Raw genomic sequence first — 18,496 nt, 5'->3', positions numbered from 1 at the left:
GGCTAAAGGACAGTTTCAGACCGCCCTCAAATATCCCCGACCATCTCCGCCAGCGTGGCGAGGCAGTCGCGCGCGAGTTGCATGGAGCGCTCCGGGCTCCAGCCCTGGGCGGTGTCCGGCAGGTCGTCATTGTCCTTGAACGGCATTTCCAGCGTCATCGCCACCGCGCCGTAGCGCTCGGCGATCTGGGCGGTGGCCATGGAGAGATTGGCCTTGCCCGGCCGCGCCTCGGGATAGCCCAAGCGGGTCTGGAAGTCCGGCGTGCGGATGGCCAGGGTGTCGCGATAGCGACGGAACAGTGCGAGCTGCGTGTCCTTGATCGAGGGAATGCCCTCGAACCCGGCGAGAAAGACGGCGGGGATCGCCTCGTCGCCATGCACGTCCATGGCGAAGGCGACGCCGGTCTGGTCCATGCGATTGCGCACGCAGAGCACTTCCGGCGCGCGGTCGGCCTGCGGCTCGTGCCATTCGCGATTGAGATTGATACCCCGGGCATTGGTGCGCAGATGGCCGCGAAAGGCGCCATCCGGGTTCATATTCGGCACGATGTAGAAGCGGCAGGCGGCACGCAGGGCGCGCGCGTGGGCGTTGGTGGGGTCGGTCAGCATGTCGAGCGCGCCTTCCATCCACCATTCCGCCATCGTTTCGCCGGGATGTTGGCGGGCAATCAGCCAGACCGGCTTGTCGCCGCTCCCCAATTCCAGGCAATCGATCGGGCGCCCGTCCAGACTCTCGCCCAGCTGGCGCACCGATACGCCTTCGCAGGCCGCCGCTTGCGCCACGAGATCATGATGCCGCTCCTGTGAGTAAGGCGCGAAATAGGCGAACCATGCGGCATCACCGACGAGCGTGTAGTCGATGGTGAGGGTGCCGCCATCGACGCCGGGATCGTAGCGGCTGGCGGCACGGCCCCAGCGCTCGCGATCTTCCGATACGCAGGCAGCATAACCGGGCCAGCCATCGGGGTAAGCGGATTGCGCAAGTCCGGTGATGCGCAAGGTCAGGCGCGTGCCCGCCGGCGCGGCAGCGCGAAAGTGGAACCACTGGAAGAAATCGCTCTCATGGTCCTTGTGGATGGAGAGAGTCGCGGTGGTGCCGTCGATCGCCTCGACACGGATGTTGCCGCTATCGAAGCTGCTGTTGATGCGAAGGGGCGGAGTGCTGCCTGTCTGCTGTGCGGTCATGGCACCGTGATAGTCTCGCCGGACGTGCCGGGAAAGCCCTTGAACAGCGCATCGGCAAGGCGACCGACCACGAGGCCGGGCTGGGCGGCCGGCGTGCCTTCCTTGGCCTGCGTCTCAGCGCGACCTTCCCACACAACCACCTTGTCGCCCGCGCGGCGCAACTGCACGCGCATCCGGTTCACGATCACCGGCTTGGGTTTACCGGAGAGATTGATGCCGATGCCAAGGCCGACGCCGCTGCCATAAGAACCGGTCGATCCGCCCACGCCGACGCTCACCGGGGAGCGTGCGGGCAGGGGCGCGATCGTTTCCCGCCCCATGTCCACAACCGCCTCATATTGCGCTGCCCCTGCACCGGATGCGCCGGGCTGGAGGGGAGAGAAGCCCGTCCGCGCCAGCGCCGCGCTCACGGCGTTGGCGGCGGTGCGGAATTCGAGGCTGGCGCTATCGTCCGGATTGCCGGGCATGATGAGCACGCTTCCCTGCCGGGCGACGTCCGGCTGATGAAATCGGGTGACGTCGACAGGCCCGGTGGATGTCGCGCAGCCACCCAGGGCGAGCGCGCCGAGCACAATGGCCGCGACGCCGGCCTTGCGTGAGGCGAATCGCCGACGACTCTCGATGTTGGGAGTCGCCCGCCCATGGAGCGGCGGCATGGGAAAACTGCTCGTCATGGCCTTGCATCCCTTATCATCTGGCCATCTCTCTGAAATGGCGTCTCATCGGTCGAGTTTGCACCGGAAATGCTGCATGATGGCTTAACGATTGTTCAGGAAAGCGGTTGCCGACATGAGGGGACGGGGCTGCGCAAAACTTGCACCGCCGCCTTGACTTTCCGGAGGCTGACCCATAGAGGCGCGGCTTCGAATTTTCCGTCACCCAAGAATCATTTGGACCCGATCATGAAGATCCGCAACTCGCTCAAGTCGCTCAAGGACCGTCACCGGGACAACCGCGTGATCCGCCGTCGTGGGCGCACCTACGTCATCAACAAGACGCAGCGTCGCTTCAAGGCCCGCCAGGGCTGAAGACGCGCGGCGGGGCGCTTTCGCCCTGCCTCTGCCAATCAGGCGCCCGGTCAGTTGCTGGCCGGGCGTTTTGGCGTGTCCGTCACGGCTGATCTGTGGCTGCGCGTGTTCGCCAGCCGTCGATGAGAACATCCAGCGCCAGGATGAAGCTGTCCCGGTCCGCCTCGACCTGAACCGCGCGAAGCGTCGTCCAGCCCGTGACGAGCGCCTGGACGGACCGCTGTGCGACGGCGGCCATCTCCGCGCTCAGGCCGAGCGCGGTCAACTCCTTCACGATCTGGCCGATCAGATGGTTGCCAGCTCCCCGCTGCGCGCGGGTGACGGCAATGAGCTGACGCGCATCGCGTATGGATGTCTGCGCGTCCCATAAGGCGATGCCGAAATCATGCAGCCATGCCCACCAGCTTTCTGCCGGCGGCACCGAGTCAAGGCAGGCCTTGAAAATGGAGATGGACATGAGTGCGTGGAGGGCCTGCTTGTCCTCCACATGCCAGTAAAGCGATGAGACGCTGACGCTGAGCCGGGTGGCGATCTTCCGCAGGCTGACCGCCGCCAGCCCTTCTTCCTTCAGCAGCGCAATGGCTTCCTCGACGATCCCGTCCTGATCCAGCTTCGCGAATGACATGCTGCTCCCTTGACAGTTTGCCGGTGAAAAAGCATCAATCGCTAAACGAACGATGTTCGATTAGGAGCGGGCCCCATGTATCCTTTCACCCCTGGCAGCTACGCGCCGCGCAACGGCTGGTACGTCGCCGCATTTGTGCGCGAAATCGGCGAGGATTTGCTCAGCCGGTGGATTCTGAACGAGCCGGTTGTTCTGTACCGCAAGGAAGATGGCACGGCCGTGGCGGTGGAGGGGCGCTGTCCGCACCGGCATTATCCCCTGGGCGCGAGCAAGCGCGTCGGCGATGCGATCCAATGCGGCTATCACGGCATCACCTTCGATTCATCTGGGGCCTGCACGATGGTGCCGAGCCAGAGCACCATTCCCGGTGTCTACCGGATCAAGAGCCACCCACTGGTCGAGCGCGGGCTATGGGCGTGGATCTGGCCAGGCGATCCCGACAAGGCGGACGAGTCGCTCATCCCGACGCTGGACGAGATCGGCTTCAACATTCCCGGCATGATCCCGGATGCCTTTTATTCCATGCATGTGGATGGGCGCTATCAACTGCTCAACGATAATCTGCTGGACCTGAGCCATCTCGGCTATCTCCATGCCACGTCGATCGGCACGCCCGATGATGCCGCGACGCCCGAAGTACGCGACCTCAATGATCGCCGCCTGTCGAGCCGGCGGATCATGCGCGATACGCCGATGCCGCCTTATCATGACCGCAGCGTGCACGACGGGCTGGTCGATCGTATCTCCGGCATGGATTTCTTCTTCCCCGGCTTTCACGCAGGGATTGGGGAATCCCGCTATCCGCAGGGTCATGAGAAGGCCGGCGAGGTGCTCCACACCAGCCGGGTCTGGCATGCCGTCACCCCGGCGAAGAAGACCAGCTGCAACTACTTCTTTGCGATGAGCGCGCCGTCACAGGCGCGGGTGGACGACGCCCGCCGGCGTCTCGAGCCGGTGCTGGATGAGGACAAGTTCGCGACCGAGGAAATCGAGAAGATCATTTCCACGCTGGACGTCCTCCCGCCCGAGCTGATGCTCAAAAGCGACGGAACGGCGGTGCAGGGGCGGCGTATCCTCCAGGCGATGATGGACCGCGAGAAGGCCGAGCTAGAGGGGGCCTGACCGTGAGCGGACGGCCCGCGCGTCAGGCGGCCAGCAGGTCGCGCTGATCGGGGTGGCGCTCGAAATAGGTGACGACGTAGCTGCACACCGGCCGGATCTTGAGGCCGCGTGCGCGCGCATCGTCGAGCAGCCCGGCGACCAGATCGGCCGCGACGCCCTTCCCCCGCAAAGCCGGTGGGGTGAAGGTGTGCGTGATCGCCAGCGTGTCGCCATCGCGCTCATAGGTAGCGAAAGCGATCTCGCCGTCCACTATGATCTCGTATCGATTGCGCTCGGCATTGTCCTGAACCGCGTGGGCCATGACCTGCTCCTTATTCTGCTGCCTCGGCAAAGGTGCTGCCGGGTCTTTTGGCAGCATACATCGCCATATCCGCGCGAGTAAGGGCGGAAAATTCCGTGTCACCTTGTTCGAGGGCCGTCCAGCCGACGGAAATAGACAGCGGCAGCAGCACGCCTTCGTGCAAGCAGGCCGATTCCGCGATCATGCGCTGGAGCCGCCGGGTGGTTTCCTCCACGGCCTCAGGGTCAAGATCGTCCAGCAACAACGCGAACTCATCACCGCCCATGCGGGCCGCGACGTCTGTAGACCGCAGCCCATTCGCGAGAAGGCGCGCCATATGCACCAGAGCGGCATCGCCGGCGCCATGGCCAAAGCGATCGTTGATCCGCTTCATCGAGTTCACATCGATGAACACCAGTGCGCATTTGCCTTCATGCCGTTCGAGCCGGTCCAGCCGATCCCGAAGGCAGTTCATGAAATGCCGCCGATTGTAGAGCGGGGTGAGCGTATCGCGAATGACGAGTCGTTCAAGTTCCTTGTTGGCGGTTTTAAGAAGGGACAGCTCCCGGCGGAGTATATCCAACTCCTGCTCAAGCGCTGAAATGTCAGGTGCGGGAAGATCGAGTGCGACCGTCCGCGCAGTGGCTTCCATCAAAGCTCTATCTCCTGTGCGCGACCGCAGCATGTAACCCTGTGAACTGGGTATAGTTCCAAGCTTTGCCTTTGTGCACTGCGGAACCCGCGTTCCGCCGTATGATCAGAGCGTTTTGACCGGTTGTGCGCCATGGCGCTGGTGTCTATGGGCTGAGACTTAAAGAGAAGTTTCCGGCCGGCGTTCCCGTTGACGCCAGGCAGCATGAGGACGGGGCGGCGAAGAATGGCGAAAATCGGTGTGATCATGGGCTCGCAGTCCGACTGGGACACGATGCGCCATGCCGTCGATATTCTGCAAGACCTTGAAATTGAATGCGAAACGCGGATTGTTTCGGCTCACCGCACACCGGATCGACTCGTCGATTATGCCAAGACGGCAGCAGGCCGAGGTCTGCACGTCATTATCGCCGGAGCCGGCGGAGCGGCGCATTTGCCCGGCATGGTCGCGGCCATGACTCGCGTGCCGGTGCTTGGTGTTCCGGTGCAATCGGCAACCCTCTCCGGCCTCGATAGCCTGCTTTCGATCGTGCAGATGCCGGGCGGCATTCCGGTCGGGACGCTGGCCATCGGCAAGGCCGGCGCCAAGAACGCCGGTCTGCTCGCAGCTGCAATATTGGCGAACAGCGACGCGGCGCTTGCGGATCGACTGGATGCATGGCGCGCGGCGCAAACGGATTCGGTGGCGGGCAGCCCGCAATGACCTCCCCCATGACGATTGCGCCGGGGTCGACCATCGGCATCGTCGGCGGCGGCCAGCTTGGCCGGATGATCGGCATGGCCGCGATCCAGCTTGGCTATCGGGTCCATATTTTCGCGCCAGAGGAGAGCGGCCCCGCGTCAGACATTGCAAGTGCGTGGACGCAGGCGCCCTATGAGGACGACGCCGCGCTCACGGCCTTTGCAGACGCGGTCGATATCATCACCTATGAATTCGAGAATGTGCCGAGCAACGCTGTCGCCTTGCTCGCTAAGCTCGGGCACGTCCGGCCCAATGCCCGCGCACTGGCGGTCGCGCAGGACAGGTTGCTGGAAAAGAGCTTCGTCGCCGGCCTTGGCGGACGGACGGCTCCCTATGCGCCCGTCTCCAGCGGCGCGGTACTGCAGGATGCAATCGCGCGGATCGGCGCGCCGGCCATCCTCAAGACAACGCGCTTTGGCTATGACGGAAAGGGCCAGGTCCGGCTGATGGATGCGGCGCCCGAGACTCTGGATAGCGCCTGGAACGCGATCGGCTGCAATCCGGCTGTCCTGGAAGGGTTCGTCACCTTCGACCACGAGTTTTCGGTGGTGCTCGTGCGCGGACAGGATGGCAACGTGCGCTTCTGGGATTCGCCGCATAATGTGCATGTCGACGGCATTCTCGCGACATCCACGCTGCCGGCTCCGGCGGTCGTGCTCGCGCAGGTGCCCGAAGCGCGGGCGATTGCTGCGCGAGTCGCTCAGGCTCTGGAATATGTTGGCGTGCTTACGCTGGAGTTCTTTGCCGGGGCCGCCGGGCCGATCTTCAACGAGATGGCGCCGCGCGTCCACAATAGCGGGCACTGGACCATTGAGGGCGCTGTCACCAGCCAGTTCGAGAACCATGTCCGCGCCGTCTGCGGCCTGCCGCTCGGATCGACGGCGCTCGCCGCGCCGGCCGTCTCCATGCAGAATCTGATCGGGGACGAGGCCAAAGAGTGGGAAGCGATTCTGGCCGACGAGACCGCGCATCTCCATCTCTATGGCAAGAACGAAGCACGCCCCGGCCGCAAGATGGGCCATGTGACGCGCGTGCACACAAGCGATAGCGCGGCATGACGATGGACGCGCGTCCAGAAATCGTGCTGCTGCTCGCGCGCGCCGACAATGGCGTGATTGGCAGCGAGGGCGACATTCCCTGGCGGATTCCCGGCGATCTCAAGCGCTTCAAGGCCATGACCATGGGCACGCCAATGCTGATGGGCCGCAAGACCTTCGACAGCCTGCCCGGGCTGCTGCCGGGCCGTCGCCACATCGTGCTGACCCGCGACCGTGCCTGGCAGGCGGAAGGCGCAGAGGTGGTCCACAGCGTCGATGAAGCCCTTGCCGCCGCGCAGGCGCCGGTGCTGTCGGTGATTGGCGGTGCGGAAGTTTATCGGCTGTTCGAACCGCTGGCCGACCGGCTGGAGATCACGCAAGTACATCTCTCGCCGCCCGGCGACGCGCGCATCGATGCGCCCGATCCCGCCCGGTGGGATGAGACGATGCGCGAGGATCACCCGGCGGAGGGCGCAGTCGCCGCCTTCAGCTACCGCACATTTCTGCGGCGCGGAGCCTGATCGCGGTGCGCATGCGAGCCGCCATCGGGGCTGGCGCCCGCGCGTCGCTCCGCCTATAGGCGCCCGCCATGGAACGGATCAGCAGCGATCAGCCGATACCGGCACATTTGCGCGGTGCCATCATTGCCCTCGGCAATTTCGACGGTTTTCACCGGGGCCATCAGGCCGTGGTCGGCCGCGCCGTGGAACTGGCCCGTGCGCAGGGCCGTCCGGCCATTGTCGCGACCTTCGATCCGCATCCCATGCGCCTCTTCCGGCCGGATGCGCCCTTCTTCCGCCTGACCACGCTCGATCAGCGCGAGCGCCTGTTCGGCGAGGCGGGCGCGGATGCCATGCTGGTCTTCCACTTCACGGCTGAGCTGGCCTCGCACAGCGCGGAGGACTTCGTGGCCATGCTGGCGACGGAACTTGGCGCGGCGGGGGTGGTGACCGGCGAGGACTTCACCTTCGGGCGCGGGCGCTCGGGCAACGTCACCGCCTTGCGCACGCTTGGCGCGGTGCATGGCCTGGCGGCCGAGGCCGTGGCGCCGGTGCGCGACGAGCAGGGCGAGATCATCTCCTCCAGCCGCGTGCGCGAGGCCTTGCTGGCCGGTGACTGCGCCACGGCGACGGGCCTCCTCACGCGTCCTTTCGCGATTGCCGGCGAAGTCATCGATGGGGACAAGCGCGGCCGGACCATCGGCTTCCCGACCGCCAATATGGAGATGGGCCATTATCTGCGCCCGGCTTACGGCATCTATGCCGTGCGCGCGCGGTTGCCCGATGGGCGAATCGTCTGCGGCGCGGCCAATCTTGGCATCCGCCCGACCTTCGTGCCGCCGCGCGAGCTGCTGGAGACCTATTTGTTCGATTTCTCCGGCAGCCTCTACGGCCAGACGCTGGAGATCGCCCTCATCGAACGGCTGCGCGGCGAGCGCAAGTTCGACAGCCTGGATGCACTGGTCGAGCAGATGAGCGCCGATGTCGTGCGGGCGCGGATCATCCTCGGGGCCTAATCATGCCTTGTCACCGCGCAGGTCTCCAGCAAGACTTGCGCTGACAAGGAGAGGCCACGGATGACCCAACAGAACGGCACTGCCCCAACCATCGATCGCGCACCGACTATCGAAACGCCCAGGCTGATCCTGCGGGCGTTTCGTGCTGCCGATGCCGAGCCCTTGTGCGCGGCCATGGCGGACGATGACTTCGCGCGGTTCATCACCAAGGAAGGGCGCGGCCTTAGCTATGGCGAAAGCTGGCAACGCTTCTGCAGTCTCGCCGGCCATTGGGTCGCGCGCGGCTATGGCAATTTCGCGGTGGAAGAGAAAGCGAGCGGGGCATTCATCGGCCATGTCGGGCCGATGAACCCGCCCGGTTGGCCGGCGTTCGAGATCGGCTGGTGCATCTTTCCGTCCGCACAGGGCAAGGGCTATGCAGCGGAGGCGGCAGCCGCCGCCTTCCGCTGGTCGCACGAGGCCCTTGGCCAGAGTGAGACGCTGCACATGATCGCCGATGACAATGTGCCGAGCCAGAAGGTCGCGCGCGCCCTGGGCGCCGAGCCGGGTGAGATCTGGACGCCCTTCTGGCCGGATGCCAAGCCGGTGCGCCAATGGTGCACGCGCTGGGAGGCTTTGACCCGGTCGCCGGCCTACGCGCGGCTGGAGGGGTGATAGGTGCCCCGCGCGGCTTAGCGTTTGCCCCACCAGAAGGTGTAGCCCAGCGCCAGTCCGCCGGAAAACTGGTCGCGCGCGCCATAGGCCCGCACGACCGGCGAATCGGCGGCATCGCCGACTAGCCGGTCGTAACGGGCATAGCCATGGAGGCTCCAGCGGGCATCGAGCTGGCGGATCAGGCCGGCAGCGGCACCGACGGACTGAACGCCGCCATTCGCCTCGAACACCGGCAAGTGCGAGGCGGCGGCTTGCGCGGGCGACACGCCGAACCATGTGCGCTGGTGCTTGCCGCTGCCGAGCGTCACGCGCGGGCCGACCGACACCAGCCAACGGTCCCCATCGCGCATGATCCAGTCGGCACTGACCGATCCGACCAGCGCCTCATGGCCGGTCACGCCCTGGCGCAGATCGGCGCGCAGGCGGAAGGAAGGGGCGAGAAACATCTGCACGAACCCGCCGAGCTCCAGCGAGCGGTTGACCTTGACGAAGCCGGGAACCTCGTCCGCCTTTCGCTTGCCTTCCACGGCCATGGATGGGCCGACCTCAAAACCGCCGACACTCACGACCGGGATGCCGAAGCTCTCGTCCGGCGCTTCGAACTCGAAAGGTTCATCGCCGCGTGCGATGTCGCCTTCCAGAAAAGGCCGGACGGACAGGCTGTCCGCACCGGGAAAGCTGGGCTGGATTTCCGGCCCGATGGCGATGCGCACGCGGCGCGGTTCCTTCTCCTTTGCGGAGGCGGTCGACGCGAAGGCACCGAGCGTGAGGCCGAGCGTCAGCGCCAGTACGACAGGACGGGCGAAGGGAGCAGATGGCGGGCAGAAAGGCATCAGGCGCAGGCCTCCGGTTTTGGGGTGACGGTCAGTCTGGCCCGGCCATGCGCCGGATCAAAGCCGTTTCGACCTCGGGTGAATGGTCGCGGCGGTCGTTTGGTTGCGACTTGCCTTGTCGCTGGATCTAGCGGCTCGTCTGTGGGTTGTGCAAGCGCAGGAACAGCAAGATGGAAACGCCAAGGCCGGCAGCGGCCACCCAGAGCGGGGCATTATATCCGCCAGTGGCATCCGCCAGTGCCCCGACCCAGAGCGGGCCAAGCCCGGCCATCAGCATGAAGCTGGCATATTGCACGGCGTACAGCGCACCATAATGGGTGATGCCGAAGTAGCGGGCGGTCAGATAGCCGATGAGGTCGGCTTCCGCGCCCATGGCCGTGCCAAGCGCGATGGCGCCGACCCAGGCGAGCGTTGCGCCGCCGGTCGCCAGCGCGATGCACCCCAGCGCGCACAAGGCGCAGCAGGCCGCCGCAATGCGTGGCGCAGGCACCCGATCTGCCAGCCAGCCGACAACGATCCGGCTGACGATCACGGAGCCGCCGATGAGCCCCGCCAGCGATCCCGCGGAGCGGGCATCCAGGCCGGATTCCCGCAGCATCGGGACGAAATGGGGCAGCAAGCCGGCAAAGGAGAGCGCCATCATGCCGAAGGATGCCAGCACCAGCAGGTAGAGGGGCGAGCGCATCTGGGCGCGGGCCATGCCGCCTGCGCTATCGGGCGTCCGGGGGCTGCGGAGGTTGGGCAGGCTGAGCGCCGGGATGACGCCCATCGCGGCAATGGCGGCGAGCGCCAGATAGCCGGCCTGCCAACCCCGTTCTGCCACAATGATGGCCAGAACAGGCGGCACGACGGCGGCGGAAATGCCGATGCCCACCTGCGTCAGGCCGAGCGCCAGTCCGCGTGCGCGGTCGAAGACGGCATTGACGGCGCGTGTGTAGGCTACGGGCGACGAACAGGCGGCCAGGAGGCCTATACCTGCCATCACGCTCATATAGCCGGCGACCGAATGGACGACGGTCCCGAGCAGCGCGAATCCGCCGCTCAGCGCCAGTGAGCCGGCGACGGCAGGCCAGCGCGGGCCGACGCGGTCGATCAGCCAGCCGGCGATGGGCAGGGCGATGGCCAGCGCCACCGTCGCCAGGAAGAAGGCTGCGCCCAGCGTCGTGCGGCTGAGGCCGATCGCGCTCTCGAGATCTTTCGCGAAGATGCCCGCCGAGTAGGTCAGCAATCCGGCAATCCCCAGTCCCGAGCCGCAAGCGGCGGCGAGGACCACCGGCCAGCCATGGCGGAACTCGGACGGGGATGCTGGCGTGCTCACGCGGTGGCGGTCTCAGCCATGGCCGTCGCGCGGGCGCGGCGATAAGCGAGCCAGAGGAAGACGCAGCCCAGCAGCGGAGCCACCGTCACGGCAGACATGGCATAGCGCAGCGATTCGGTGCCGAACTGCGGCGTCAGCGCATCACTGGCCGCACCGACCATGAGCGGCGCCAGCGCCGAGCCGATGATGCCCGACGAAGCGAGCAACAACATCGATGCAACCGCGCGGGTCTGCGGCGTGGCCAGTCCCATGGCTGCGGAGAAGCAGGGGGTGATGCCGCTGGAGAGCAGGAAGTTCATGATCGCCGCCGCGCCCAGCGTGAGGCCCAGCGACGGCGCGAAGCAGAAGGCGATGAAGAAGGGGATGGACAGGGGCAGCGCAATCAGGGGCACCATGAGGCTGTCGATCTCCCGCCCGTGCTTCTTGGTGAAGTAGCTGGCCATGAAACCGGATGCAATGGCGCCAGCGATGCCGCCCAGGCCGACCGAGGGCGCGATCAGGGCGCCCACTTCGGCAAGGCTGACGCCATGGCTGCGCAGCAGGAACGCCGGCGCCCACACCGGCAGCACGCCCGCGCCCATCGCCGAGATCCCCATGCCGACGGCAAGCATGCGGAAGCCCGGCACGTCGAGCAGGAAGCGGATGGATTGGGGGAGGTTTCGCATCCCGTTATCGGCCGCGTCTGGCTCGTCATGCATGCCACGTTGCGGCTCCTTCATGGTCAGCGCGAGCAGCAGCACGAAGGCGAGGCCCGCGCCGCCGCAGATGAAGAACATCGTCCGCCAGCCGAATATCGCGGCCAATATCCCCGCCGCGATCGACCCGCCGACGATGCCCACAAAGGCGCTCGACTGATAGATGCCCAGCGCACGCGGCCGCCGATCCTTGGGATACAGGTCGGCAATGACGGAGATGGCGACCGGAAAGGCCGTCGCCTCGCCGACACCGACCAGAACCCGGGTGAGCGCAAGCGACACAAAGCCTTCGGCAAGGCCGGTCAGCGCCGTGGCGCCGGACCAGATGGCGACGCCGAGCAGCAAGATTTTCTTGCGATTGCCATGGTCCACCCAGCGGGCGATGAAGATGCCCACGATCAGGTTGAACAGCACGAAGGCCGTGCCGGACACAAGGCTCATTGCCGTGTCGCTCAACTGCAGATCGGCCTTCACCGGATCGACGACGATGCCGAGCAGCGCCCGGTCGGCATAGTTGAACACATTGCTCACGAAGAGCAGGAACAGAGTATAGCCGGGCAACCAGGCCCCGCCGTGCTGCGTCTTCGTCACCGTCTTCTCTCCTGATCGGCCCTGCCTCTTATGGGAGGTCTGCTTCGTGCGGCGGCCTTGGTGGTGGTCGTATGTGGCTGGGTCAGCTCTTGTCGGCAGTCTCCAGTCCCAGCAGTTCAGCGGCGTTGAGGCCGAGGATCTTGCGCTGCTCCTCGTCGCTCAGGCGGGCATGGAAGCCCAGCGGATCGGGCTCAGACATGTCGAAGGGATAGTCGGTGCCCAGGCACAGCTTGTCGGCGCCATGGGTGCGCACGAGGCTGTCGAGCTGGTCCTGATCGAACACCAGCGTATCGAGCCACAGCTTGCGCAGATAGCTGGATGGCTCGTGCTGGCAATGCTCGCTGCAATCGCCGCGCGCGCGCCAGCCATGGTCCATCCGGCCCCAATAGCCGGGGATGTAGCCGCCGCCATGGGCCACGCAGATGCGCAGGCCGGGGTAGCGATCCAGCACGCCGCCGAAGATCAGATGGCCAATGGCCAGCGTCGATTCGAGCGGATTGCCGATGAGGTTGTTGAAATAATATTCGCTCATCCGGTTGGCATGGGTGAAGCCCAGCGGGTGGATGAAGAGCAGGATGCCCAGCTCCTCGGCGGCCGCGAAGAACGGCCGAAACTCCTCGGCATGGAAATCGCGGCCATTGACGTTGGAGCTGATCTCGATGCCGCGCAGATCGAGCTCGCGCACGCAGCGGCGCATTTCCTCGACGGCAAGGCCGACATCCTGCAGCGGCACCGTGCCCATGCCGACCAGCCTGTCAGGGTGCTGTGCGACCGCGGCCGCCATGCCGTCGTTGACGGTGCGCGCCGCTTCCCGTGCGACATCGGCATCGGCATAATAGAAATATTGGCCGGGGCTGGGGCTGATTGCCTGCACGTCGATTCCGAGCCGGTCCATATCGGCCAGCCGCTGGTCGAGCGTATTGAGCGTGCGGCCCATCGTCGCGAACTGGGCGCGGTTGACCTCACTCGTTTTCGCACTGGTGAAATCGTTGATGCCGGGCGGCGGGCCGGGGTGGCGGGCCTGCACGATGGCGTCGGCAGAGGGAATGCCGAGGTGGCAATGGATGTCCACCACCAGATGCTTGCCGCGCGCGGCGACCTTGATCGGCTGGCGGTCGCCACAGGTGGTGATGGTCATGCGTTTGCTCCTGCGGGATGAATGGTGCCGCTGCACGGGCCGAAGCCGATGGGCACATAGCCTTCCGCCATCGCGCGGCCCTTGAGGGTGAGGGTGTCGCCATCCTCCAGCCAGCGGCGGGTTGTGCCGTCTGGCAGCTCGATGGTCTCGCCATCGCGCAGCACGATCTCGGCGAGGCAGCCGCGTGCTTCCTGGGCGGCGCCCGAAACGGTGCCGGTCGCGATCAGGTCGCCCGCTTCCAGCGGTGCCCCGTTGGAGGCCTGATGCGCGACCATCTGTGCCAGCGTCCAATAGAGTTCGGCGAGATTGCTGCGCACGATGCGGGCGCTCGATCCTGCCGCATTGGCGAAGTCGGCGGTGAGTTCGATGTTGATGCCGCCTGCCGCGCGATCCTGCGCATCGAGCAGATGGGCGGCGACCGCCGGCTCGTCGCCCGGCCGACCGCGCGCGGCCACGCGGAAGGGCGCGAGCGCTTCCATCGTCACGATCCACGGGCTGATCGTGGTGAGGAAGCTCTTGCCCAGATGCGGCCCCAGAATGGATTCGAAGAACTGGATTCCGCGCGCTGACCAGTCGTTGACGAGACAGCAGCCGAACATGAGGTCTTCCGCCTGCGCCACACTAATGCGCTGCCCGAGCGGATTGCCGCCGCGCAGCCACACGCCGAACTCCAGCTCGAAGTCGAGCATCGGCTCCGGCGCGAACTGGACGTTGCCGCTGCCAGGTGGGGCTTCAAACTGGCCCTGCGGCCGGACGACCGGCGTGCCATCTTCGCGCACGGAACTGGCGCGGCCGTTATAGGCAACCGGCAGCGAGAGCGCGGCCAGCGGCGGCGCCTTCTGCGCCATCCGAGCGATATGATCGTAGGATGTGCAGAAATCGGTAAAAGCCGTGGGCTTGAGCGGCATCAGCAGTTCCGCTTCGGCCTGCGGGACCAGCATGGCTTCGAGCTGCTGCCGGTCGCCCAGCCCATCGGCGCGGAACAGGTCGGAGAGGCGGGCCCGCAAGGCGCTGATCGAGGCCGGGCTGGCGGCCAGAAGGGGCGCGAGCGAGGGGCCGGCCATGGCCGCCGCAGCCTCCGCCGCGTCGCCATCAAGCAGGGCGGCGGCGTGGAGCTGGGGTACATCGATGATGTAAGCACCCAGCGCCACACCGCCGCGCGCCACCCCCCGGTGACGGAACAGGCCAAAGGGCAAATTCTGGATCGGGAAATCGCTGTGCGCCGCGTTTGCGCTTTCGACCCAGCTCTTGCGCGCGGGATCATGCGTCGCGTTGATCTCAATGGGCATGGTCGCACCCTGCTGCATGGCTTTGCATTTCGTGATGGTAGCGGCCCATCGCGCCGAACAGATCGCGCTGCTGCTCCGGCGTGAACTGCGCGCCCCACTGCTTGTAGAGCGAGAAGACGTTGGCGACGATCCGCTCGGGGTCGCTCCAGCCGCGGAACTCCTGCATGTTGATGTCGCGCGCGGCATCCTCATAGGAAAGGCCGGCCTCGAACCGCTTGCGCGATTCATCGCGGACATATTCGAAATAAGCCTGCATGTTGCGGACGGCCGTCGTGTCCGTGACCGGGCCATGGCCGGGCACCACCACCTGCGGACCAAGATCGACAATATATTGGCAGGCGGCGATCCAGTTCTCGACCGGGCCGGCCCACATGATCGGATGCCCCTCGTTGAACAGCAGGTCGCCGGTGAACACCACGCGATCCTCCGGCACCCACACGATCGTGTCGGAATCCGTGTGCGCCGGGCCGAGGTCGATCAGCGAGACCGCCTTGGAGCCGACATTGAGATCGAGCTGTGCGTCGAACGTGCGGTTGGGCAGCGTCAGCTCATCCACGCCGGAGAAATCGAACTTGCGACCCATGGTCTCATAGAGAAACGCGCCGGTATCGCCCATCTCGGTGTAGACGTTCTTCAGGTTGGCGAGCATCTTCGGGTTGAAGCCGGCCATTTCCTTCTTGGCTTCGTTGGTGCCGATGATCTCCGCATCCGCCACCAGGCCATTGCCGAAGAAATGATCGGGGTTGGCATGGGTGTTGACCAGCCGGTCGATCTTCGCGGCTTCCGGCACCTTGGCCTTGAACCGGTCCAGCATCTCGCGCGTCAGCGGCATGCTCATCAGCGTATCGACCAGCAATGTCTCGCCGTCGCTGGCGATCAGGCCCGCATTGGACCAGCCCCATGTGCCGTCCGGCTGGACATAGCCATAGAGGCCATTGCCAATGTCATGAATGCCTTGGGTGAAAGGCCAGTTGGCCATCCTGCTCTCCTGTCGATATCCGTCAAAGCTTAGCGATTGCGCGCGGTCCAGCAATTCCTATTTGCAGGAATATATTTTTCGCGCCAAGCGTAGCATCATGGGTGAAGCGAAAAAGCCGCGCAAACGGGGGCAGGGCCGGCCGGCCGAAAATGGGGTTGGACGCGAGGTCGTGCTGCAAACGGCGGAACGGCTTGTGAAGGAGCATCCGCCCGAGCGCATCTCGATTGCCATGATCGCGCGAGAAGCGGGTGTCGATCCGGCGCTGGTACGCTATTACTTCAAGGACCGCAGCAACCTGCTGCTGGCGGTTGCGACCTCGATGATGGACCGGGTGCCCTACAGCGCCCGCGATCCGCGCCCGGCGCATGAAGTGGTGGAAGACAATATTCGCCGCACGGCGCGGTTTACCCGCTCCAACCGCCATATCCACCGGCTGATGGTCGACGAGTTGGCCGACGCGAAATCGTCCGACGTGGGCGAGCGCCTCGGCGAGATGAACCGCGAGGCTGTCGCCTGGCTGGGCGAAGTGCTCGCGCGGGACTCCAGTTCGATCAGGGACGTCGATCCTGCCCTGCTTCACGTCGCGGTCCTCGGACTGTTCGACTTCTTTGCGACTGCCGAGCCGGTGGTCAGGCAGCTCTTCCCGGCAGATATCGCTGCCGAGGAGCTGACCAGCCGATATGAGGAGTTCGTCGTCGACCTGCTGATGAACGGCCTGCGGCCCCGCACCTAGCTGGCGCCTTCCGCCACGCAGCGGTTGCGCTGGGTGCCAAGGCCAGTGATCGTCCCTTCCATCTCGTCGCCCGGCTGCAGGAACACGCCGAAGGCGGAGCCATTGCCATAAGGCGAGCCGGTGCAGATCACGTCGCCCGGCATCAACTCCACGCGGTCGGAGAGATAGGCAATCTGCCGCTCGATGCTGACCATCATGTCGCGCGTCGACTCGTTCTGGTAGACCTTGCCGTTGACCGACAGGGTGATCGTCAGATCATAGGGATCGGCGACATACTGCCGGGGTACGATCATCGGGCCGAAGGGCAGGAAGGTCGGGAAGCATTTGCCCGAGAGCCAGTCCGCGCCCAACCCGCCGGCATCGCGCCGGAAAATCTGCTCGCGCGCGGTGACGTCGTTGACCACCACGAAGCCCGCGACATGGTCCATCGCCTGCGCGGCTGAGACATGGCGGGCCGGCTTGCCGATCACCACGCCCAGTTCCAGTTCCCAGTCCGGCTTGATCACGTTGCGCGGCAGCACCACGGCGTCGCGCGGACCGACCACGCAGGAGGGCAGCTTGATGAAGCAATAGGGTTCCGCCTGCGCGCGGGCGTCCATCATCTCCTCGACCTTGCGGCGGCGCTCGTCGTCGCTCATCGCCTCGGCATCGGCCGTGCGCATCGAGGGGTCGCCCATGACCAGGCCGACGACATGCTTCTTGTAATTGGCGCCGGTGCAGAACACCTGGCCGGGGCGATAGGGCGCCCGCACATCCGCCTCGGCAAAGCTCTGTGCACCGGCAAAGGCCGCCTCGTCAGCGGCCCAGCGCTCGATCTGCGGCAGGATCTCGTCCCACGCCGCCAGAAGGCCGGGCAGGTCGCGCTGCTCGCCCCAATGGGCGAGCGGGACGAAGCGATCGTCGCGGACGAGCACGGCAGCCGTGCCCACTGTCGCCAAACCAACCGTCATCAATAGGGCTCCTTGAGTTTCTGCATCGTTCCGCCGAGCATCTTGTTGGCAACTACCTGATTGCCGCCGGCCATCTCGATTTCGCCGATCCGCACCGAGTTTTCCACAACCATCCGCGCGCGCTCGAACCGGCGCACGCCAAAGGCGGTCAGCGCGGCTTCGACATCGTCGGTCTTCGCCAACTCATCAGCGAGCACGAGGCCATCCTCGGCAGCGAGGCCGGCGCCCGACGCCATATGCGGCGTGGTCGCATGGGCGGCATCGCCGATCACCACCACGCGCCCCTTGTGCCAGGGCAGGGGCAGGAGCTGCCATTCAAGCGGGCGGTAATTGACCAGCGAGTCTTCGCCGAGGCTTTCCCGGATTGTGACGATGTCGCCACCATAAGGCGCGAGCAGTTGCGCGACGCGCGGCAGCATGTCCTCATCGGCATACCAGGGATTGTCCGGCACATGCTCGAGGATGAATGCGTAGAGCTTATCCTGCGAGATCGGGTTGAGGCCGAGCTTGACCGGGCCGCCGATATACATTTCGGCGCCGTCCAGACCCTCGGGGCGGTCGGCGACGATGCGCCAGCAACCCTGTCCGGTGAACTGCGGAGCCGGCGCATCGGGGAACAGGGCCTTGCGCGTCTTGGACTGAATGCCATCGGCCGCGACGACCAGATCGACGGTGCGCTCCGTGCCGTCGGACAGGGCAACGGTCACCCCGTCGCCGTTTTCCCTGAAGCCGCGCGGCTCGACGCCCAGCGTTACGGTGACGTCGGCCTTGCGAACATGCTTCTGCAAGATGGCATGAAGCACCGGGCGCATGATGCCGCCGCTCGAATCGATGGGAGCGAGCCCGGCATGCCGCGGCGTTTCCATCACCACCGCGCCGTCCGGCGTGCGCAGGCGAAAGCCGGTGCCGACAAAGCCCTGCTCGCGGATTTCATCCAGAATGCCGAGGTCATCGAACGCCCGTAAGGACAGGCCGGTGACGCTGATGCCAGCGCCATAAGCGCGCCATTGCGCATCGATATCGATCAGTTCCACGGCGACGCCGCGTTTGGCGAGCGACAGGCTCGCGCTCATGCCACCGACGCCGCCGCCGACGACCAATGCTGTACGGATCATGCTGTAAGCGCCTTTC

General features: G+C 65.6%; 21 protein-coding genes. 8 read left to right on the top strand and 13 right to left on the bottom strand.

Annotated elements, in window-relative coordinates; all coding sequences use genetic code 11:
• Window positions 1-26: 26 nt before the first annotated feature.
• Window positions 27-1,184 (bottom strand): M14-type cytosolic carboxypeptidase, encoded by a 1,158-nt coding sequence (locus M2336_RS00440; protein ID WP_264592481.1) that lies wholly within the window; start codon window positions 1,182-1,184, stop codon window positions 27-29.
• The gene (locus M2336_RS00435) at window positions 1,181-1,858 is read right to left on the bottom strand and encodes a hypothetical protein (protein ID WP_264573496.1); all 678 of its coding nucleotides are present in this window, start codon (window positions 1,856-1,858) and stop codon (window positions 1,181-1,183) included. Before M2336_RS00435 ends, M2336_RS00440 begins: the two co-directional genes overlap by 4 nt.
• 228 nt (window positions 1,859-2,086) lie before the next feature.
• Between M2336_RS00435 and ykgO the strand changes: the two genes are divergently transcribed.
• Window positions 2,087-2,212 carry a type B 50S ribosomal protein L36 gene (gene ykgO, locus M2336_RS00430; RefSeq protein WP_008069451.1) on the top strand — a complete coding sequence of 42 codons (126 nt, stop codon included), beginning with the start codon at window positions 2,087-2,089 and terminating at the stop codon, window positions 2,210-2,212.
• 82 nt (window positions 2,213-2,294) lie between these two features.
• Here the strand turns inward: ykgO and M2336_RS00425 are convergent, their stop codons facing one another.
• Window positions 2,295-2,837 carry a TetR family transcriptional regulator gene (locus M2336_RS00425; RefSeq protein WP_264573495.1) on the bottom strand — a complete coding sequence of 181 codons (543 nt, stop codon included), beginning with the start codon at window positions 2,835-2,837 and terminating at the stop codon, window positions 2,295-2,297.
• A gap of 75 nt (window positions 2,838-2,912) precedes the next feature.
• On the opposite strand from M2336_RS00425, the gene M2336_RS00420 reads away from it, so the two are divergent.
• Window positions 2,913-3,959, top strand: coding sequence for an aromatic ring-hydroxylating dioxygenase subunit alpha (locus M2336_RS00420; RefSeq protein WP_264573494.1), 1,047 nt, complete (start codon window positions 2,913-2,915; stop codon window positions 3,957-3,959).
• 22 nt (window positions 3,960-3,981) lie between these two features.
• Here M2336_RS00420 and M2336_RS00415 read toward each other — a convergent pair whose 3' ends face one another.
• Window positions 3,982-4,260, bottom strand: a complete 279-nt coding sequence (locus M2336_RS00415; protein ID WP_264573493.1) for a GNAT family N-acetyltransferase — start codon at window positions 4,258-4,260, stop codon at window positions 3,982-3,984.
• 10 nt (window positions 4,261-4,270) lie between these two features.
• A complete protein-coding gene (locus tag M2336_RS00410; protein ID WP_264571176.1) occupies window positions 4,271-4,891 on the bottom strand; it encodes a GGDEF domain-containing protein in 621 nt (206 codons plus the stop codon).
• A gap of 225 nt (window positions 4,892-5,116) precedes the next feature.
• On the opposite strand from M2336_RS00410, the gene purE reads away from it, so the two are divergent.
• The 5 genes from purE (at window position 5,117) to M2336_RS00385 (ending at window position 8,839) form a co-directional block, all read left to right on the top strand.
• Window positions 5,117-5,593 (top strand): 5-(carboxyamino)imidazole ribonucleotide mutase, encoded by a 477-nt coding sequence (gene purE, locus M2336_RS00405; RefSeq protein WP_264573492.1) that lies wholly within the window; start codon window positions 5,117-5,119, stop codon window positions 5,591-5,593.
• 8 nt (window positions 5,594-5,601) lie between these two features.
• Complete coding sequence (locus tag M2336_RS00400; protein WP_264573491.1) at window positions 5,602-6,690, top strand: 5-(carboxyamino)imidazole ribonucleotide synthase; 1,089 nt, start codon at window positions 5,602-5,604, stop codon at window positions 6,688-6,690.
• A gap of 2 nt (window positions 6,691-6,692) precedes the next feature.
• Entirely contained in the window at window positions 6,693-7,190 is a 498-nt protein-coding gene (locus tag M2336_RS00395) for a dihydrofolate reductase (protein ID WP_264574916.1), read from the top strand.
• A 68-nt stretch (window positions 7,191-7,258) separates the two neighbouring features.
• Complete coding sequence (locus M2336_RS00390) at window positions 7,259-8,185, top strand: bifunctional riboflavin kinase/FAD synthetase (protein WP_264573490.1); 927 nt, start codon at window positions 7,259-7,261, stop codon at window positions 8,183-8,185.
• Window positions 8,186-8,245: 60 nt separating this feature from the next.
• Window positions 8,246-8,839, top strand: coding sequence for a GNAT family N-acetyltransferase (locus M2336_RS00385; protein WP_264573489.1), 594 nt, complete (start codon window positions 8,246-8,248; stop codon window positions 8,837-8,839).
• Window positions 8,840-8,856: 17 nt separating this feature from the next.
• On the opposite strand, the gene M2336_RS00380 is transcribed toward M2336_RS00385, so the two are convergent.
• From M2336_RS00380 to M2336_RS00355, 6 genes are all read right to left on the bottom strand, one after another.
• Window positions 8,857-9,672, bottom strand: coding sequence for a MipA/OmpV family protein (locus tag M2336_RS00380; RefSeq protein WP_264573488.1), 816 nt, complete (start codon window positions 9,670-9,672; stop codon window positions 8,857-8,859).
• A 127-nt stretch (window positions 9,673-9,799) separates the two neighbouring features.
• The gene (locus tag M2336_RS00375) at window positions 9,800-10,990 is read right to left on the bottom strand and encodes an MFS transporter (protein WP_264573487.1); all 1,191 of its coding nucleotides are present in this window, start codon (window positions 10,988-10,990) and stop codon (window positions 9,800-9,802) included.
• Window positions 10,987-12,276 (bottom strand): spinster family MFS transporter, encoded by a 1,290-nt coding sequence (locus tag M2336_RS00370; protein WP_264573486.1) that lies wholly within the window; start codon window positions 12,274-12,276, stop codon window positions 10,987-10,989. The genes M2336_RS00375 and M2336_RS00370 overlap by 4 nt, the downstream gene beginning before the upstream one ends.
• A gap of 82 nt (window positions 12,277-12,358) precedes the next feature.
• Window positions 12,359-13,414 carry an amidohydrolase family protein gene (locus tag M2336_RS00365; RefSeq protein WP_264573485.1) on the bottom strand — a complete coding sequence of 352 codons (1,056 nt, stop codon included), beginning with the start codon at window positions 13,412-13,414 and terminating at the stop codon, window positions 12,359-12,361.
• Window positions 13,411-14,703 (bottom strand): fumarylacetoacetate hydrolase family protein, encoded by a 1,293-nt coding sequence (locus tag M2336_RS00360; protein WP_264592480.1) that lies wholly within the window; start codon window positions 14,701-14,703, stop codon window positions 13,411-13,413. The genes M2336_RS00365 and M2336_RS00360 overlap by 4 nt, the downstream gene beginning before the upstream one ends.
• On the bottom strand, window positions 14,693-15,682 hold the full coding sequence (locus M2336_RS00355; RefSeq protein WP_264592479.1) for an MBL fold metallo-hydrolase: 990 nt from the start codon (window positions 15,680-15,682) through the stop codon (window positions 14,693-14,695). The genes M2336_RS00360 and M2336_RS00355 overlap by 11 nt, the downstream gene beginning before the upstream one ends.
• A gap of 97 nt (window positions 15,683-15,779) precedes the next feature.
• Between M2336_RS00355 and M2336_RS00350 the strand changes: the two genes are divergently transcribed.
• Window positions 15,780-16,415 carry a TetR/AcrR family transcriptional regulator gene (locus M2336_RS00350; protein ID WP_264573482.1) on the top strand — a complete coding sequence of 212 codons (636 nt, stop codon included), beginning with the start codon at window positions 15,780-15,782 and terminating at the stop codon, window positions 16,413-16,415.
• Here the strand turns inward: M2336_RS00350 and M2336_RS00345 are convergent.
• A complete protein-coding gene (locus M2336_RS00345; RefSeq protein WP_181560479.1) occupies window positions 16,412-17,365 on the bottom strand; it encodes a fumarylacetoacetate hydrolase family protein in 954 nt (317 codons plus the stop codon). The genes M2336_RS00350 and M2336_RS00345 overlap by 4 nt on opposite strands.
• Window positions 17,365-18,480 carry an FAD-dependent oxidoreductase gene (locus M2336_RS00340; protein WP_264592478.1) on the bottom strand — a complete coding sequence of 372 codons (1,116 nt, stop codon included), beginning with the start codon at window positions 18,478-18,480 and terminating at the stop codon, window positions 17,365-17,367. The genes M2336_RS00345 and M2336_RS00340 overlap by 1 nt, the downstream gene beginning before the upstream one ends.
• Between the last annotated feature and the right edge of the window lie 16 nt (window positions 18,481-18,496).

Source organism: Sphingobium sp. B1D7B (genome assembly GCF_025961965.1).
Lineage (GTDB): Bacteria > Pseudomonadota > Alphaproteobacteria > Sphingomonadales > Sphingomonadaceae > Sphingobium.
Note: the sequence above shows the minus strand (reverse complement) of the source record. Positions and strands in the feature narration are given on the sequence as shown.

What these genes read in the sequence shown, in the direction of transcription:
- M2336_RS00360 (WP_264592480.1), bottom strand. Translation starts at nt 14,703, where the DNA reads ATGCCCATTGAGATCAACGCGACGCATGATCCCGCGCGCAAGAGCTGG.
- M2336_RS00355 (WP_264592479.1), bottom strand. Translation starts at nt 15,682, where the DNA reads ATGGCCAACTGGCCTTTCACCCAAGGCATTCATGACATTGGCAATGGC.
- M2336_RS00410 (WP_264571176.1), bottom strand. Translation starts at nt 4,891, where the DNA reads ATGGAAGCCACTGCGCGGACGGTCGCACTCGATCTTCCCGCACCTGAC.
- purE (WP_264573492.1), top strand. Translation starts at nt 5,117, where the DNA reads ATGGCGAAAATCGGTGTGATCATGGGCTCGCAGTCCGACTGGGACACG.
- M2336_RS00385 (WP_264573489.1), top strand. Translation starts at nt 8,246, where the DNA reads ATGACCCAACAGAACGGCACTGCCCCAACCATCGATCGCGCACCGACT.
- M2336_RS00345 (WP_181560479.1), bottom strand. Translation starts at nt 17,365, where the DNA reads ATGACGGTTGGTTTGGCGACAGTGGGCACGGCTGCCGTGCTCGTCCGC.
- M2336_RS00435 (WP_264573496.1), bottom strand. Translation starts at nt 1,858, where the DNA reads ATGACGAGCAGTTTTCCCATGCCGCCGCTCCATGGGCGGGCGACTCCC.
- M2336_RS00340 (WP_264592478.1), bottom strand. Translation starts at nt 18,480, where the DNA reads ATGATCCGTACAGCATTGGTCGTCGGCGGCGGCGTCGGTGGCATGAGC.
- M2336_RS00420 (WP_264573494.1), top strand. Translation starts at nt 2,913, where the DNA reads ATGTATCCTTTCACCCCTGGCAGCTACGCGCCGCGCAACGGCTGGTAC.
- M2336_RS00395 (WP_264574916.1), top strand. Translation starts at nt 6,693, where the DNA reads ATGGACGCGCGTCCAGAAATCGTGCTGCTGCTCGCGCGCGCCGACAAT.
- M2336_RS00350 (WP_264573482.1), top strand. Translation starts at nt 15,780, where the DNA reads ATGGGTGAAGCGAAAAAGCCGCGCAAACGGGGGCAGGGCCGGCCGGCC.
- M2336_RS00440 (WP_264592481.1), bottom strand. Translation starts at nt 1,184, where the DNA reads ATGACCGCACAGCAGACAGGCAGCACTCCGCCCCTTCGCATCAACAGC.
- M2336_RS00400 (WP_264573491.1), top strand. Translation starts at nt 5,602, where the DNA reads ATGACGATTGCGCCGGGGTCGACCATCGGCATCGTCGGCGGCGGCCAG.
- M2336_RS00380 (WP_264573488.1), bottom strand. Translation starts at nt 9,672, where the DNA reads ATGCCTTTCTGCCCGCCATCTGCTCCCTTCGCCCGTCCTGTCGTACTG.
- ykgO (WP_008069451.1), top strand. Translation starts at nt 2,087, where the DNA reads ATGAAGATCCGCAACTCGCTCAAGTCGCTCAAGGACCGTCACCGGGAC.
- M2336_RS00425 (WP_264573495.1), bottom strand. Translation starts at nt 2,837, where the DNA reads ATGTCATTCGCGAAGCTGGATCAGGACGGGATCGTCGAGGAAGCCATT.
- M2336_RS00390 (WP_264573490.1), top strand. Translation starts at nt 7,259, where the DNA reads ATGGAACGGATCAGCAGCGATCAGCCGATACCGGCACATTTGCGCGGT.
- M2336_RS00415 (WP_264573493.1), bottom strand. Translation starts at nt 4,260, where the DNA reads ATGGCCCACGCGGTTCAGGACAATGCCGAGCGCAATCGATACGAGATC.
- M2336_RS00365 (WP_264573485.1), bottom strand. Translation starts at nt 13,414, where the DNA reads ATGACCATCACCACCTGTGGCGACCGCCAGCCGATCAAGGTCGCCGCG.